At 69.2% G+C, this 15,625-nt stretch carries 15 protein-coding genes; 10 read left to right on the top strand and 5 right to left on the bottom strand.

The window, feature by feature from the left end; translation table 11 throughout:
* Window positions 1-2: 2 nt before the first annotated feature.
* Window positions 3-1,262 carry an MFS transporter gene (locus IEV96_RS11865; protein ID WP_188510793.1) on the bottom strand — a complete coding sequence of 420 codons (1,260 nt, stop codon included), beginning with the start codon at window positions 1,260-1,262 and terminating at the stop codon, window positions 3-5.
* Window positions 1,263-1,328: 66 nt separating this feature from the next.
* Here IEV96_RS11865 and IEV96_RS11860 point away from each other — a divergent pair, with 66 nt between their 5' ends.
* Window positions 1,329-2,399 (top strand): LacI family DNA-binding transcriptional regulator, encoded by a 1,071-nt coding sequence (locus IEV96_RS11860; protein ID WP_188510792.1) that lies wholly within the window; start codon window positions 1,329-1,331, stop codon window positions 2,397-2,399.
* An 86-nt stretch (window positions 2,400-2,485) separates the two neighbouring features.
* Here the strand turns inward: IEV96_RS11860 and IEV96_RS11855 are convergent, their stop codons facing one another.
* Genes IEV96_RS11855 through IEV96_RS11845 form a run of 3 tightly spaced genes read right to left on the bottom strand, consistent with a single transcriptional unit; the run spans window position 2,486 to window position 5,365 of the window.
* Window positions 2,486-3,796, bottom strand: a complete 1,311-nt coding sequence (locus tag IEV96_RS11855; protein ID WP_229733277.1) for an MATE family efflux transporter — start codon at window positions 3,794-3,796, stop codon at window positions 2,486-2,488.
* Window positions 3,797-3,854: 58 nt separating this feature from the next.
* A complete protein-coding gene (locus IEV96_RS11850; protein ID WP_188510790.1) occupies window positions 3,855-4,775 on the bottom strand; it encodes an NmrA family NAD(P)-binding protein in 921 nt (306 codons plus the stop codon).
* 11 nt (window positions 4,776-4,786) lie between these two features.
* On the bottom strand, window positions 4,787-5,365 hold the full coding sequence (locus IEV96_RS11845; protein ID WP_188510789.1) for a MarR family winged helix-turn-helix transcriptional regulator: 579 nt from the start codon (window positions 5,363-5,365) through the stop codon (window positions 4,787-4,789).
* Window positions 5,366-5,493: 128 nt separating this feature from the next.
* On the opposite strand from IEV96_RS11845, the gene IEV96_RS11840 reads away from it, so the two are divergent.
* The 4 genes from IEV96_RS11840 to IEV96_RS11825 are packed head-to-tail and all read left to right on the top strand — an operon-like array spanning window position 5,494 to window position 10,917.
* Window positions 5,494-7,479, top strand: a complete 1,986-nt coding sequence (locus tag IEV96_RS11840) for a M13 family metallopeptidase (protein ID WP_188510788.1) — start codon at window positions 5,494-5,496, stop codon at window positions 7,477-7,479.
* A 33-nt stretch (window positions 7,480-7,512) separates the two neighbouring features.
* A complete protein-coding gene (locus tag IEV96_RS11835) occupies window positions 7,513-8,421 on the top strand; it encodes a serine hydrolase (RefSeq protein WP_188510787.1) in 909 nt (302 codons plus the stop codon).
* Between the two features lie 52 nt (window positions 8,422-8,473).
* Window positions 8,474-10,726, top strand: a complete 2,253-nt coding sequence (locus IEV96_RS11830; protein ID WP_188510786.1) for a carbon starvation CstA family protein — start codon at window positions 8,474-8,476, stop codon at window positions 10,724-10,726.
* Window positions 10,726-10,917 (top strand): YbdD/YjiX family protein, encoded by a 192-nt coding sequence (locus IEV96_RS11825; protein ID WP_188510785.1) that lies wholly within the window; start codon window positions 10,726-10,728, stop codon window positions 10,915-10,917. The genes IEV96_RS11830 and IEV96_RS11825 overlap by 1 nt, the downstream gene beginning before the upstream one ends.
* A gap of 110 nt (window positions 10,918-11,027) precedes the next feature.
* Here the strand turns inward: IEV96_RS11825 and IEV96_RS11820 are convergent, their stop codons facing one another.
* On the bottom strand, window positions 11,028-12,296 hold the full coding sequence (locus IEV96_RS11820) for a glutamyl-tRNA reductase (RefSeq protein WP_188510784.1): 1,269 nt from the start codon (window positions 12,294-12,296) through the stop codon (window positions 11,028-11,030).
* Between the two features lie 17 nt (window positions 12,297-12,313).
* Between IEV96_RS11820 and hemE the strand changes: the two genes are divergently transcribed.
* From hemE to IEV96_RS11795, 5 genes are read left to right on the top strand one after another with little or no spacing between them, the layout of a single operon-like run.
* A complete protein-coding gene (gene hemE, locus IEV96_RS11815; protein WP_188510783.1) occupies window positions 12,314-13,369 on the top strand; it encodes a uroporphyrinogen decarboxylase in 1,056 nt (351 codons plus the stop codon).
* Window positions 13,366-14,628 carry a protoporphyrinogen/coproporphyrinogen oxidase gene (locus IEV96_RS11810; protein ID WP_188510782.1) on the top strand — a complete coding sequence of 421 codons (1,263 nt, stop codon included), beginning with the start codon at window positions 13,366-13,368 and terminating at the stop codon, window positions 14,626-14,628. Before hemE ends, IEV96_RS11810 begins: the two co-directional genes overlap by 4 nt.
* A gap of 46 nt (window positions 14,629-14,674) precedes the next feature.
* Window positions 14,675-14,983: a YtxH domain-containing protein gene (locus IEV96_RS11805; RefSeq protein ID WP_188510781.1), complete on the top strand. Its 309-nt coding sequence runs from the start codon at window positions 14,675-14,677 to the stop codon at window positions 14,981-14,983.
* Window positions 14,984-14,989: 6 nt separating this feature from the next.
* A complete protein-coding gene (locus IEV96_RS11800) occupies window positions 14,990-15,394 on the top strand; it encodes a phage holin family protein (protein WP_188510780.1) in 405 nt (134 codons plus the stop codon).
* 1 nt (window position 15,395) lies between these two features.
* A complete protein-coding gene (locus IEV96_RS11795) occupies window positions 15,396-15,623 on the top strand; it encodes a DUF3618 domain-containing protein (RefSeq protein ID WP_188510779.1) in 228 nt (75 codons plus the stop codon).
* The last annotated feature ends 2 nt before the right edge of the window (window positions 15,624-15,625 follow it).

Below are 15,625 nucleotides of genomic sequence, written 5' to 3'. Positions count from 1 at the left end.
GCTCACGCCTCGGCGACGGTCGGGTTCTTCGGCTCGCGGGCCGCGCCGCTCGCCAGTCCCGCGGCGACGACAAGCACCAGCACCACGAGCAGCGCGCGCAGGATGCCGAAGTGCTCGCCGAGCAGGCCGATCACGGGCGGGCCGACCAGGAACGCGCAGTAGCCGATCGTGGCGACGGCGCTCACCCGGGCGGCCGCGGTCTTCGGGTCGTCCGCGGCGGCCGACATGCCCACCGGGAAGCCCAGCGACGAGCCGAGCCCCCAGAGCACGATGCCCACGATCGCGATCTCGGCGCTCGGGCCGAAGATCACGATGACGAGTCCGATGATGGCGAGCACGGCCGAGCCGCGCAGCACCGGGACACGCCCGAACCGGTCGAGCAGGAAGACGCCGCTGAGGCGGCCGACGGTCATCGCCGTCACGAAGATGCCGAACATCAGCGCGCCGACGGTGCCGCTGACACCGTGGCCGTCGACCATGGCGAGGGTCAGCCAGTCGTTCGCGGATCCCTCGGCGAACGCCATGCCGAGCACGATCACGCCGATCAGCAGGGTGCGCGGGTCGCGCCAGATGCTCAGGCGGCCGCGCCAGCTCTTCGAGTGGTCGTCGTCGGCCACCGGTTCGTCGCCGTCGGCGAGGAAGTTCTCGTCCTGCAGGAAGCGCAGCGAGACCTGGCCGAGCGCGACGATGACGAGGGCGATGATGCCGATGTGGGCGGCGATCGGCACGTCGAGCGCTTCGGCGAGAGCACCCAGACCGGCGCCGACGATCGTGCCGAAGCTGAAGAACGCGTGGTAGATCGGCATGATGGCGCGGCCGAGGGCGCGCTCGTTGGCGGCGCCGGAGACGTTCATGCCCACGTCGCAGATGCTGAACGCCGCGCCGAACACGGCGAGTCCCACGAAGATCACGGGGAAGCTGGGCCCGACGGTCGCGGCGAGGCCCGCGGAGGCGAGGCCGATCGGCGCGATGACGAACCCCCAACGCATGGTCGTGCGCGCCCCGAGCCGGGCGATGATGTGGCTCGACACGAGCAGGCCGAGGATCGAGCCGAACGACAGCCCGAAGATGAGCACGCCCATGTCGAGGGTCGAGGCGCCGAGTTCGTCGCGCACCGCGGGCAACCGGGACACCCAGCTGGCGAGGGCGAGCCCGCACAGCGCGAAGATCACGAACATCGCGTTGCGCCAGGCGACGACCTGGTGGCGGGAGAGGGCGCCGGCTGCGTTGGTAGCCGGCGCCGACGGTGGCGTTGCTGACATGGGGTCTCCGAGAGATCAGGAGGTCGAATCGATTCGATCGAATCGATTCGACTAAGCTAGCAAGCTATGGGAGCCGAAGCAACTACCAGTGGGGCGGATGCGCCAGCCGCACCCCCGCGCCCCAACCTCGCGGCGGTCGCCGCCCTCGCCGGCGTCTCGGCGTCTACCGCCTCCCTCGCCTTCAGCGGCGCCGGCCCGGTGTCCGACGCCACCCGCGCGCGCGTGCTCGCCGCGGCGGCCGAACTCGATTACGCCGGACCCGACCCGCGGGCCCAGTCGCTGCGGCGCGGGCGTTCCGGGATCATCGGCGTCGTGATCGAGGACCGTCTGGCCGACGCGTTCCGCGACCCGATGAACATCGCCATGCTCGACGGCATCGCCGACGTCACCGGCACGGCCGGGCTCGCGCTGCTGTTGCTCACCGACACCGGGGGAGCGGCCGACATCTCCGTCGCGCCCATGGACGCCGTCGTGCTCATCGGCTGCAGCACGCGGCTCGACCAGTCCGTCGTGACGCTGCGCCAACGCGGCATCCCGATCGTCGCCATCGAGGCGGAGCGCATGCAGGGCGTCGTGCCGATCGACCTCGACAACCGCGACGCGACCCGGCGCGGCGCCGAGCACCTGCGCGGTCTCGGCCACGAGCGGGTGGCGCTCGTCACGCTGCCGCTCGGCCCGGAACACGAGCGCGGGGCGCTCACGCCCGAGCGCGAGGCCGCGAGTTCCGCGTTCACGGCGACCCAACGCATCCGGGGCGCCCGCGACGTCTATCCCGACGCCGTCGGGGTCGTCGCGGCGGGAAGCACGGTCGAGGAGGGCGAGCTCGCCGGCCGCGAGCTGCTGTCGGCTGCCGACCGCCCGACAGCGGTCATCGCGCAGAGCGACCTGCTCGCCGTGGGTGTGATCCGCGCGGCGGAGGCGCTCGGACTCAGCGTTCCCGGCGACCTGAGCGTGCTCGGTTTCGACGGCGTGCGCCTCGACCTCGACCTCACGACGCTCGTGCAGCCCGCCGTCGAGAAGGGCAGCGCGGCCGGTCGGGCCGTGCTGGCGAGTCTCGCCGCGGCACCCGACGAGCCTGCCGCCTTCACGAGCGAGCTGCACATCGGTGCGACGACCGGCCCGGCGCCCGGCCGCTGACCAGGGTTGCGCGGCCTTTTTTCACACCCGCCCCGGACATTTGGCCGCTGGGGTGACAAAACGCGGCGCGACGGGACCGGCCGGCCTCAGGCGCCGGTCACGATCCAGCGGTCGCCCCGCGCGCGCAGGCCCAGCGTGACCGCGCGGGCTCCGATGTAGCCGAAGCCGAACGCGGCCCACAGCCAGGCGATACCGGCAGTTCCGTCGAGGCCAGAGACCGCCCAGAGCAGCGGCAGATACACGGCGAGGTTCACCAAGCCGGTGAGCGCGAGGTACTTCGCGTCGCCCGCGCCGATCAGCACTCCGTCGAGCACGAACACGTAACCCGCGATCGGGATCCCGCCCGCCATCACGAGCAACACCACCGTGAGGGCAACCGAGATCGCGTCATCCGAAGTGAAAATCACCGGAAGCACCGGGCTGAGCGCGGCGATCGCCACGCCGAGCAGGGCGCCGCCGCCCACCCCGAAGTGCAGCAGGCGCGTGGTGATGGCACGGACGCGCGGCAGGTCGGATGCGCCCAGCCCGTGACCGATCATCGCCTGACCCGCGATGGCCAGCGCGTCCAGCACGAACGCCAGGGTGGAGAAGAGCGTCAGCGCGATCTGGGTGGGCGCGAGTTCGTGCGTGCCGAAGTCGGTCGCGACGACGACCGTCGCGAGCATGGCCACGCGCAGGGACGCCGTGCGCAGCAGCAGCCAGCCGCCGCTGCGCAGCGCGCTGCCGAGCCCGGAGACGTGCGGGGTGAGCGACGCCCCGGTCGCCCGCGCCGAACGCACGATGATCACGAGGTAAGCCGCCGCCATTCCCCAGCTGGCGACGACCGTGCCGATCGCCGAGCCCGCAATGCCCCAGCCGAAACCGTAGATGAACACGGCGTTGAGTGCGGCGTTCGCGGCGAAGCCGACGCCGGCGACGACGAGCGGGGTGGTGGTGTTCTGCAGGCCGCGCAGCAGGCCGCTCGCGGCGAGCGTGAGCAGCAGCGCGGGGATGCCCCACAGGGCGATCGCGAGGTAGGTGGCCGCTGCGGCGGTGACCTCTGGCGACGCCCCGAACAGCCCGACGAGCCAGCCCGAGAGCGGTACTCCGGCGGCGACGAGCACTGCGCCGACCGCGAGCGCGAGCCAGACGCCGTCGATTCCCGCGCGCACCGCGCCGGTGAGATCGCCGGAACCGAGGCGCCGGGCGACCATCGGGGTCGTCGCGTAGGCGAGGAAGACGAGCAGACCCACCACGGTCTGGATCACCACGCTCGCGATGCCGAGACCGGCGAGCGGCACGCTGCCCAGGTGGCCGACGAGAGCGGTGTCGGTGAGCAGGAAGAGCGGCTCGGCCACGAGGGCACCGAGCGCCGGGAGGGCGAGCCGCCGGATGTCGCGGTCGAGGGCTCTGGTCACAGTCACAGTCTGCCGGTTGGGGAGTCGGGTCGCGGCCGCCCTGACGGCCGCGACCGGGTCAAGCCGTCGTCGACGCTTTCCGACCGGCGAGGTGCGCCTGGAGCACGTCTCGCACGGAGGTCCAGGCGTGGGGGCCGAACCGGTCGTTGTCGACGTGATGGAGCTGCGCCTGGCCGCTGAACATGCTGACGAAATACTGCATGCCCTGCCAGGCCGGGAAGGTCTCATCCGGGTTCTTCGAGAACCGCTTGCCGACCTTGCTCATTGCCGAAAGCGTTCCCGTCGTGCCGGCCCACTGCAGCTTGAATTCGGTTCCCGTGAGCTCGGTCATCGTTCGGGCGACGTCGCGGGCGGAGACCTGTGCACCGGCGATCTCGATGACGCGTGGAGCATCGTCGTCCAGCGCGGCGAGGGCGGTGACGCGAGCGACGTCGTCTTTCGTGGTGAAGTCGAGGATCTGGTCGGCGGAGGACCAGAACAGGACCCGTCGACGGCCGAAGAGGATCATGGGTGCCTCGTCGGTGAGCAGGTCGGTGAACATGCCGTTGAGGATCGACGTCGCCTGAACGGGCGCGGCATCGACATCGGCCGCGAACTCGCGACGGATTTCGAAGTTGCGGTTGGTGCCCGGGCTGATCTGACGGTAGTCGGCGGAGTAGTCCGACGGGATGAACCGGGGCACACCGGCTGCGACGGTCGCTTTCAGGAGGGCGCGCTGGGCGTCGACGATGACCGGGCGGACGCCGCTGACGGCCGAGACAACCACGTCGACGCCGGACACGGCGGCGGTCAGCGCGGCGTGGTCGGAATAGGCGGCGGTCACGATGTCGATGCGGTCGTCGTCGCCGAAGAGTGCGGCTGCGGTCGCGCTGCCGGGGCGGGTGAGCACCCGGAGCCGGGCGTCGCGTTGCAGGAGTTCGCGGACGATCCGCTGGCCCAGGTCGCCGGTGGCCCCGGCGATGAGGATGGTGTGGGTCATGGGGGAGCGTCTCAATCTGTTGTGGGCGAAGGGGTGGATCGGCGGGATCGGTCGGGGGCGGCGAGGGGCTGGTCGGCCGATGCGCGTGCGTCGGCAATGCAGGATTCGACGTTTCCGGCGCCGAGCGCGACCCGGGCCAAGAGCCGGCGGAGTTGCGTCTGCTCGTCGGGGCCGAGGTGTCGCATCAGGACACCCTCGACGTCGCGGAGGGCGACACGTGCGGAGGTCAACAGCGTCCGGCCGCCGTCTGTCGGATGCACCTGGCGGATCCGCCGATCGTTCGGGTCGGGGCGACGCTCGACGAATCCGCCGGCCTCGAGGGCATCGATGACATAGGTCATCTGGGTTTTGTCGATCCCGAGACGCTGGGCGAGCGCCAGTTGGGAGGAAGGCTCCTCGGTCGTGATCGCCACGAGCACCTGGTAGCCCCGCGGTCCGCCCGGAACATCGGCGACCGCACCCGTAGCGGACCGGGAGAACCCCTGATACATCGCCGGCAGGGCCCAGCCGAGTTCGGTCTCGATCCCTCCCGCGCCCCAATCGATCTCCGGCGGGAAGTCCGCCACGTCTGTAGCCGAAGAAATGTTCATAGCGAGATCATACTCTTCAAAGATCGTCTTCGCCAATGATGAGTGCAGTTCTAGACGAAAGGTAGACGAATCTCGAGGGGGTCGGCGCACGAGCTGCTCCGACGGCCGCGAGGAATAGGGTGGAACCCATGAGCGTCGACAACTCCCTCCCGTCCGGAATCCTCACCGAAGAACTCGACCAGGCGGTGCGTCCGCAAGACGACCTCTTCCGCCACGTGAACGGCAAGTGGATCGCCCGCACCGAGATCCCGAGCGACAAGGCACGCTACGGCTCCTTCTATGTGCTCGCCGAAGAGGCCGAAAAGGCCGTGCGCGACATCATCGTCGAGGCGCAGTCGGCCGAGCCCGGCACCGAACAGCGCAAGTTCGGCGACCTGTACGCCAGCTTCCTCGACGAGGCGCGCATCGAGGCCCTCGGCGCGACGCCGCTCGAACCCCTTCTCGCCGAGGTCGACGCGGTCGGCTCCATCCCCGACCTGCTCGCCGCACTCGGCCGTCTCGAGCGCCGCGGTTCGACCGGGTTCGTGCAGGTCTTCGTCGACAACGACCCCGGCAACCCCGAGCGCTACCGCGTCTTCCTCGAGCAGGGCGGAATCGGACTGCCCGACGAGAGCTACTTCCGCGAAGAGAAGTTCGCCGAGGTCCGCACCGCCTATGTGGCATTCATCGAGCGGATGCTGCGGCTAGCCGGTCGCGAGAACGCGGCCGAGGCGGCCGCCCGCATCTTCGCGCTCGAGACCGATCTCGCGGCCCACCACTGGGACAACGTGAAGAACCGCGACAGCGAGGCCACCTACAACCCGATGCCGTGGGTCGACGCCCGCGCCCTCGCCTCGGTCGACGCCGTCGCCGACGGTGCCGACTTCGACATCTGGAAGTCCGCTCTCGACGTGCCGCAGGCATCCTTCGACGAAGTCGTCGTGCGCCAGCCGAGCTTCCTCGCCGGCGTCGCGGATCTGCTCAGCCCCGACCGCATCGACAGCTGGACCGACTGGCTCGCCTGGCAGGTCATCCGGTCGAACGCCGCCTACCTGAGCCAGGACTTCGTCGACGCGAACTTCGGCTTCTACGGCAAGACGCTCACCGGCACCCCCGAACTGCGCGCCAGGTGGAAGCGCGGCGTCTCGCTCGTGGAGGGCGCACTCGGCGAGGCCGTCGGCCGCATCTACGTCGACCGCCACTTCCCCGAGGAGGCGAAGGCGAGCATGGACGTGCTCGTCGCCAACCTCGTCGAGGCCTACCGGCAGAGCATCACCGGGCTGACCTGGATGGGCGAGGAGACCCGCCGCCGCGCGCTCGAGAAGCTCGACAAGTTCACGCCGAAGATCGGTTACCCGGCGAAGTGGCGCGACTACTCGACCCTCGAGATCGACGCGCTCGACCTGCTCGGCAACGTGCGCGCGACCAACGAGTTCGAGTTCCAGCGCGAGCTGGGCAAGATCGGCAAGCCGCTCGACCGGGACGAGTGGTTCATGACGCCGCAGACCATCAACGCCTACTACAACCCCGGCTTCAACGAGATCGTGTTCCCGGCGGCCATCCTGCAGTTCCCGTTCTTCGACGAGAAGCGCGACGCAGCAGCGAACTACGGCGCGATCGGCGCCGTGATCGGGCACGAGATCGGCCACGGCTTCGACGACCAGGGTTCGAAGTACGACGGCGACGGCAAGCTGACCGACTGGTGGACCGAAGACGACAAGGCGGCGTTCGAGAAGCTCACCGCATCGCTCATCGAGCAGTACAACGCCCTCGCCCCCGCGCAGACCCCCGAGCACCACGTCAACGGTGCCCTCACGATCGGCGAGAACATCGGCGACCTCGGCGGTCTCAGCATCGCGTGGAAGGCCTACCTGCTGTCGCTCGACGGGGAGGAACCGCCCGTTGTCGACGGCCTCACCGGCGCCGAGCGCTTCTTCCTCTCGTGGGCTCAGGCGTGGCAGATCAAGGCCAGGGATGCGGAAGTTATTCGCTTAATTTCAATAGATCCTCATTCCCCAAATGAGTTCCGCTGCAACCAGATCGTGCGTAACATTGACGACTTCTACACCACCTTCGGGGTCACGCCCACTGACGCGCTCTGGCTTGATCCGAACGAACGAGTCACCATCTGGTGACCCTCCCGCTCGAGCGCACTGCAGAGGCCGCCGGTGGCGCAAGTAGCCCGAATTAGAGAACGCTCCGAGCGGTTGCGCGCCGCCTCGCCCGGGCGACACGTCAGCACCCAGCGCGAGCCGAAGTTCGCCGGATCGTTCCGTGCGCTCGGTCGCCTCGCCTACGACGGAGCCGAGGTGTCGGCGAGCGTGCGCGATCTGGGCTCGGGTCGTGCCCTTCTCGAAATCGACGACCGCATTGTGCTGCCGACGGCGAGCATCGGCAAGGTGCTGCTGCTCATCGAGGTGTCGGCGCGGCTCAGCGCCCGCGACGACTCCGGGTACGGCATCGTCGACAAGCCGCCCATCGGGCTCGTCGGCAGCGCGGGAGTCTGGCAGCACCTGCAGGCACCGTCGCTCCCGATAACCGACCTCGCGACCCTCGTCGGCTCGTCGAGCGACAACGTGGCGACCAACCTGCTGCTGAACCGGGTGGGACTCGAGGCCGTGCGCGCTCGCACCGAGTCGCTCGGGCTCAGCCGCACGGCGCTGCTCGACTTCGCCCGCGACAAGCGTGGACCCGACGACGCGCCCCAGCTCTCGGTCGGCTCGACCGACGAGCTGGCCAGGCTCTTCGGCATGCTCGCCCGCGAAGAAGTCGTCGACGCGGTGACGAGCCAGCGCGTGATGGGCTGGCTCTCGCTCAACAGCGACCTCTCGCTCGTGGCGAGCGCCTTCGGTCTCGACCCGCTCGCCCACCGCAACGCCGACCACTCGACCCTCCTCATCAACAAGACGGGGTCGGATGTCGGCGTCCGCAGTGAAGCCGGAGCGCTGCGCGGCCGGCGTGCCGCGGTGTCCTACGCGGTCTCCGTGCACTTCGCCGACGACTCGCTCGCGCGGCGGCTGAGTGTCGTGGAGGCGATGCGCTCGGTCGGGGAAGAGCTTCTGGAGTACGTGCACTAGCCCCGTGTTACCGTACTTGTGAAAGTCGGTCACAGTCTCAATGGGGAGAAAAATGCCAAAGACGTCAGCGAGCACGCGCACGAAAGACGGGAACCTACCCCCGGTAGCGGTCGATCCCGCGATTCTGGAGGCCGAAGACCGGCGCTGGACCCCCGCCAAGATCGCCATCTGGATCGCGATCGCCCTGCTCGGCGGTCTCAGCTGGGTGATGCTGGCGGTCGTGCGAGGCGAGACGGTCAACGCCATCTGGTTCGTGTTTGCCGCGGTGTGCACCTACTTCATCGGCTACCGGTTCTACTCGAAGTACATCGAGAAGAACATCGTGAAGCCCGACGACAGCCGGGCGACACCGGCCGAGTACAAGGCCGACGGCAAGGATTACGCCGCCACCGACCGCCGGGTGCTCTACGGCCACCACTTCGCGGCCATCGCAGGCGCCGGACCGCTCGTCGGACCGGTGCTCGCCGCGCAGATGGGCTACCTGCCCGGCACGATCTGGATCATCGTCGGCGTCGTGCTCGCGGGCGCCGTGCAGGACTACCTGGTCATGTTCTTCTCCATGCGCCGCGGCGGTCGCTCGCTCGGCCAGATGGCGCGCGACGAGCTCGGCCGCGTCGGCGGAACCGCCGCGATCATCGCCACGCTCACGATCATGGTGATCATCGTCGCGATCCTCGCGCTCGTCGTGGTGAACGCGCTCGCCGAGAGCCCGTGGGGCGTGTTCTCGGTCGCCATGACCATCCCGATCGCGCTCTTCATGGGGTGCTACCTGCGGTTCTTCCGACCCGGCAAGGTCACCGAGGTGTCGATCATCGGATTCGTGCTGCTGCTCGCCGCCATCATCGGCGGCGGCGCGGTCGCCGAGACCGACTGGGGCGTCGCTCTTTTCACCATGGACAAGGTGCCGCTCGCCATCGGCATCATCATCTACGGTTTCGTTGCGGCCGTTCTGCCGGTCTGGCTGCTGCTCGCCCCGCGCGACTACCTGTCGACGTTTATGAAGATCGGCACGATCGTGATGCTCGCCATCGCGATCATCATCGTGCGCCCCGAGATCTTCGCCCCGGCCGTGAGCGAGTTTGCGTCTACTGGGACCGGTCCGGTCGTGAGTGGAACCCTCTTCCCCTTCCTGTTCGTCACCATCGCCTGCGGCGCGCTGTCCGGATTCCACGCGCTCATCGCATCCGGAACCACCCCCAAGCTCGTCGAGAAAGAGCGGCAGACCCGGTTCATCGGCTACGGCGGCATGCTGATGGAATCGTTCGTGGCGATCATGGCGCTCGTCGCCGCCCTGTCGATCGACCGCGGCATCTACTTCGCGATGAACGCTTCTGCGGCGGCCACCGGCGGAACGATCGAGGGCGCCGTGGCGTTCGTCAACGGGCTGGGGATGTCGGGGGTGAACCTGACACCGGAGATGCTGCAGCAGACCGCGGACAACGTCGGCGAGGAGTCGATCGTCTCGCGCACCGGCGGCGCCCCGACCCTCGCGGTCGGACTCGCGAACATCATGCAGCAGCTGATCGGCGGCAGCGGGTTGATGGCGTTCTGGTACCACTTCGCCATCATGTTCGAGGCGCTGTTCATCCTCACCGCCGTCGACGCCGGCACCCGGGTCGCGCGGTTCATGCTGCAGGACTCGATCGGCAACTTCATCCCGAAGTTCAAGAACACGTCCTGGCGCGTGGGAGCCTGGATCGCGACCGCGATCATGGTGGCGGCGTGGGGCGCGATCCTGGTTATGGGCGTGACCGACCCGCTCGGCGGCATCAACACGCTGTTCCCGCTGTTCGGTATCGCCAACCAGCTGCTCGCGGCCATCGCGCTCGCCGTGTGCATGGCCATCATCGCCAAGCGCGGGTACTTCCGGTTCCTCTGGGTGGTCGCCCTGCCGCTCGGGTTCGCGGCGGTGGTCACCATCTCGGCGTCGTTCCTGAAGATCTTCTCGCCCGTACCCGCGGTGGGCTACTTCGCCCAGAACGCCGCGTTCCGGCAGGCGCTCGCCGACGGCGAGACGAGCTTCGGCACCGCGCCGACGGTCGAGGCGATGGAGGCCGTCGTGCGCAACACGATGGTGCAGGGCATCCTGTCGATCCTGTTCGTGACGCTCGCGATCATCGTGATCGTGACCGCGATCCTGGCCACGATCAGGGCCGCGCGGCGCGGGGCGAGCGAGAGCAGCGAGGATCCCGCCGTGCAGTCGAAGGTGTTCGCCCCCGCGGGGCTGATCCCGACGGCGGCCGAGCGCGAGCTGCAGGCCGAGTGGGACAAGCTCCCCGCCAAGCCCAAGAGGGGCGGTCACTGATGGGCGTGACCGAGGTGGCGCGCGGGATCCGCTGGTACGTGCGCGGACTGATGGGCGAAGACGCCTACGACAAGTACCTCGAGCATGTGCAGGGCGAGCACGCCGGAGCGGTGCCGGTCATGACCGAGCGCGAGTTCTGGCGCGACCGCACCGACCGGCAGGACGCGAACCCCGAGGGTCGCTGCTGCTAGCCGTCGACCGCGGTGCTTCGGCTCGGGTGCGGCCGATCGAACGGGCGCACCCGAGCCGAACGGCAGCGGTCGTGGGTACGTGCCGGGCGAGTAGCACGCGACCGGCGGCCTCAGACCGCGAGGTCGTCCGCGTCGGAAGAGTCGGTCGCCGTGACCAGCGGGTGGATGACGGCTTCCGGCGCGATTCCGTAGAGGGCGTCGAGCGCCGCCACGAACTCGCCGCCGCGGCCCTCGCGGGCAAGCGTGCGCGCCCGCACCGACGGTCCGTGCAGCAGCACTCCGGCGAGGTGGCGCAGCGCGGCGACGGTGTCGGTGCTGTCACCGGATCGACGCTGCGCGCGTTCGATCTCTGCGTCGAGCAGGTCGAACACGTGCGAGCGGAACGCCACGATGGCCGGCTCGACGGTCGCGGCCGAGAGGTAGGACGCTGCCGCGTCGCCGATGAGCGCGCGGGCGTCGGTGGCGGCGGTCAGCGCCTCGACCGGCGCGTGCCGGCTGATCAGGTCGAGGTCGAGCAGTTCGACGCCCGCGAGCGTGGCGACGGCCGGGTCGACGTTGCGGGGCAACCCGAGGTCGATGACGAGGCGGCGGTTGTCGTTTGGCACGTCGGCCGGCGTGATCGCGAGGGTCGACGTGCAGGTGAGCACAACATCCGAATCGGCGATCGCCTCCGACAGCGACGTCTCGAATTCGATCCCGTACTTCGACGCGAACTTGGCGGCCCGGCCGCTGGGGGAGAAGACGCGCACGTCGGTCGCGCCGCGGTCGCGGAGGGCGCCGAGCGTGGTCGCGGCGTACTGGCCGGTTCCGACCAGCAGCACGCGGGTCTTCGACCAGTCCGTAACGCGGCTCGAGGCGAGTTCGAGCGCGAGGCGCACGAGGGAGCGGCCTGCGCCGCCGAGGGCCGTGTGGTTCTTCACCTCGCGCGAGGTGCGGGTCGCGGTCTGGAACAGGGTGTCGAGGGTGGATGTCGCGGTGCCGGATACGCGCGCCGCCTCGAGTGCCCGGCCCACCTGGCCCGAGATCTCGTCTTCGCCGACGACCACCGATTCGAGACCGGCGGTGACCGAGAACAGGTGCCCGGCCACGGCGTCGCCGGTGATGACCTTCACCGATTTGCGCAGCTCTTCGGGCAGCACGCCGCTGGCCGAGCTCATGGCGTCGATCGTGGATTCCACGGCGACGGCGCTCGAACCGGTGAGCGGCTCGTCGATGTCGAGATAGGCCTCGAAGCGGTTGCAGGTCGCGAGCACGACGGCGCCCGAGACGAACGCGCTGCCGGCCACGAGATCGGAGGCTGCCGCCGGTGCGCCAATGGACAGCTTCTCGAGAAGGTCGAAGCTGGCATTTTGATGGTTCGCGGTCAGGCAGAGGAGCACAATCTAATGTTAACTCCGTGACCCTGCCTGCGAACCACCCTCTCACCGACGGCCGAACGACCGACGCGCCCCTCATCCGCGCCTACCGGGGTGAGCGTCAGGCGACTCCGCCCGTGTGGTTCATGCGCCAGGCGGGCCGTTCGCTGCCGGAATACCGGGAACTCCGCGTCGGCAACGCCATGCTCGACGCCTGCCTGACCCCCGAGCTGTCGAGCGAGATCACCCTGCAGCCGGTTCGCCGACACGGCGTCGACGCCGCGATTTTCTTCAGCGACATCGTGATTCCCATCAAACTCGCAGGTGTAGAGGTCGAAATTGTGCCGGGTCGCGGTCCGGTTCTCGCCGATCCGATCAGAAGCGTTTCGGATGTCGCGAAGCTGCGACCTCTCGACCCGGCCGCGCTCGCACCGATCATCGAGGGTGTCGCGCGCACCGTCGCCGAGCTCGGCTCGACGCCCCTGATCGGCTTCGCGGGTGCGCCGTTCACTCTCGCCTCGTACCTCGTCGAGGGTGGCCCGTCGAAGGACCAGTTGCGCGCCCGCACCATGATGTACACCGAGCCGCACGCCTGGGCGACGCTCCTCAACTGGTGTGCCGACGTGAGCGGGGCGTTCCTGCAGGCCCAGGTGCTCGCCGGCGCCTCGGCCGCCCAGCTCTTCGACTCGTGGGTCGGCTCGCTCAGCGAGCAGCAGTACGTGCGCCGCGTCGCCCCGCACTCGAAGCGCGCGCTGTCGCATCTGCGCGGCCTCGACATTCCCAAGGTGCACTTCGGCGTCGGCAGCAACGAGGTGCTCGCGGCGATGCGCGACATCGGCGCCGACGTCATGGGCGTCGACTGGCGCATCCCGCTCGACGAGGCCAACCGCCGCCTCGGCGGCACCGTGCCCCTGCAGGGCAACCTCGACCCCGCCCTGCTCGCGGCCCCCGCGAAGGTGCTCGCCGCCCACGTCGACGACGTGATCGACCGCGGCCGCGAGGCGCCCGCCCACGTGCTCAACCTCGGCCACGGCGTCCCGCCCTCGACCGACCCCGACGTTCTGACCCGCATCGTGGAGCAGGTGCACGCGGGATGAGCGATGTCGTCGTTGTCGGCGGGGGCATCGCGGGGCTGGTGATCGCCCGCAAACTGCTGATCGAGGGCAAATCGGTCACGTTGCTCGAGGCGGGCGATCGTCTCGGCGGCAGCGTCTCGCGCCACGTCGTCGGCGGAATCGCGCTGGACGCCGGCGCCGAGAGCTTCGCCACCCGCGGGGGCACCGTGGAAGCGCTCGTGCGCGACCTCGGGCTGGGCGACGAGATCGTCGCTCCGAACCCGGCGGGCGCCTGGCTGCAGCCGGTCGACGGACCCGCGGTCCCCATCCCCGCGACGAGCCTGCTCGGCATTCCCGGATCGCCGGTCGCCGAAGACGTGATCGCGGTGCTCGGGCAGAGTGCCGCCCTGCGCGCGTTCGCCGTCGACGCCTTCCTGCCCGGAACCGTCGGATCGAAAGCGACGACGCTCGGCGAACTGGTGCGCCGGCGCATGGGCGACGACGTGCTCGACAAGCTGGTGGCCCCGATCGTGAACGGCGTGCACTCGGCGTCGCCCGACGACCTCGACCTCGACCGCGTCGCCCCGCACCTGCGCGCTGCGCTGCGCCGCGAGGGCTCGCTCGCCCGGGCCGTGCGCTCGCTGCGCGTCGAGGCGCCCGCCGGCACCGCAGTCGCCGGACTCCGCGGCGGCATCTCGCGGATCGTCGACGAGCTCGTCGCCGACCTCGACCGGTTCGGCGCCGACGTGCGCCTGAACACGTCCGTGCGCTCGGTCACCGTCGGCAGCGCCACGACGGACGACGACGTGCTCGGCGGCCACATCGTCGTGGCGGCGTCCGGAGTGCTCGGTCCGCTCGCCACGCCCGACCGGGTCGTGACCCTCGCCACCCTCGTGGTCGAACAGCCGCTGCTCGACGCGGCCCCGCGCGGAACCGGACTTCTCGTGGCGAAGGGGGCCAGAGGCATCCGGGCCAGGGCACTGACGCACGCCACCGCGAAGTGGCAGTGGCTCGCCGAGCGCGCCGACGGCCGTCACGTGCTGCGGCTGTCCTACGGCGAAGATCCGGCCGGTCTCGCCGAGATCGCGCGCGCGGACGCCGCGGCCCTGCTCGGTGTGCCGATCGACCCCGCGGCGGTCGTCGATTTCGCGCGGGTGCAGTGGACGCGCACGACCGCGGTGGAGACCGCTCCCGACGGCGTGACGCTCGTCGGGGAGGGTATCGCCGGAACGGGTCTCGCAAATATCATTGGGCACTCACTGGCACAAGCTGATGCTGTCGTCAGGGGCGAATTGCAGTAGCCCGGTTACGCTGGACGAACATTCACGAACGAAAACGGAGTAAACCATGAAAGGCAAGATCCTTCTTGTAGTCGGCATCGGCGTCGGCTACGTACTTGGTGCTCGGGCTGGGCGTGAGCGTTACGAAGACATCAAGCGCATCGCCGGCAAGTTCTGGAATGACCCGCGCGTGCAGCGCCAGTTCGACGACGCCGAGGGCTTCGTCAAAGACAAGACCCCCGAGGTCGTCTCGGCCCTCGCCAGCGGTGCGAAGAAGGTCGCCACGCAGGTCTCCGGCCGCAAGCCGTCGTCCAAGTCCTCCGCCCGCACCACGCCGGCACAGTCGTCCGCGGCGAGCTCCGGTTCGAGCAAGTAGGTCGCCGTGAGCGAGAGAGAACTCCCCAAGCGGTCGCTGTTCAAACTCATCGGCGATCTGCCCGGGTACCTCGTCGAACTGCTGCGCAGCGAACTCGAGCGCCTCAAGCAGGAGCTCGTCGAGAAGGCCAAGCACCTCGGTGTCGGCGTCGGCCTAATCGCGGCTGGCGCGTTCTTCGCGTTCTTCGCGTTCGGCGTGCTGGTAACGGCGGCGATCCTGGGAATTGCCACCGCACTTCCCGCGTGGCTGTCCGCCCTCATCGTGGCGTTCGCCCTGCTGGTGATCACGGCGATCCTCGTGCTCATCGGCGTCAAGCAGTTGAAGCGTGGTGTCCCTCCGGTTCCCGAAGAGACCATCGCCAGTGTTAAAGAAGACGTGAATGCCATCAAGGGCATCGGAAAGCGAAACTGACATGAGCGACGACATCGACGCCAAAATCGCGGCCCAGCGCGCGAACCTCGAACACACCCTCGATGCCATCGAGAACAAGCTCAACGTTCCCAAGCAGGCGAGCCGCTTCGCCGACAAGGCGAAGGTCGCCTACAACGAAAACCCCGTGCCGTGGATCGTCGGCGCGACCGCCGTCGGCATTTCGGTGATCGGCATTGTTGCATGGGCGTTGCTGAGCAACGACGAGTAACT

This window comes from Conyzicola nivalis (genome assembly GCF_014639655.1).
GTDB lineage: Bacteria > Actinomycetota > Actinomycetes > Actinomycetales > Microbacteriaceae > Conyzicola > Conyzicola nivalis.
Note: the sequence above shows the minus strand (reverse complement) of the source record. Positions and strands in the feature narration are given on the sequence as shown.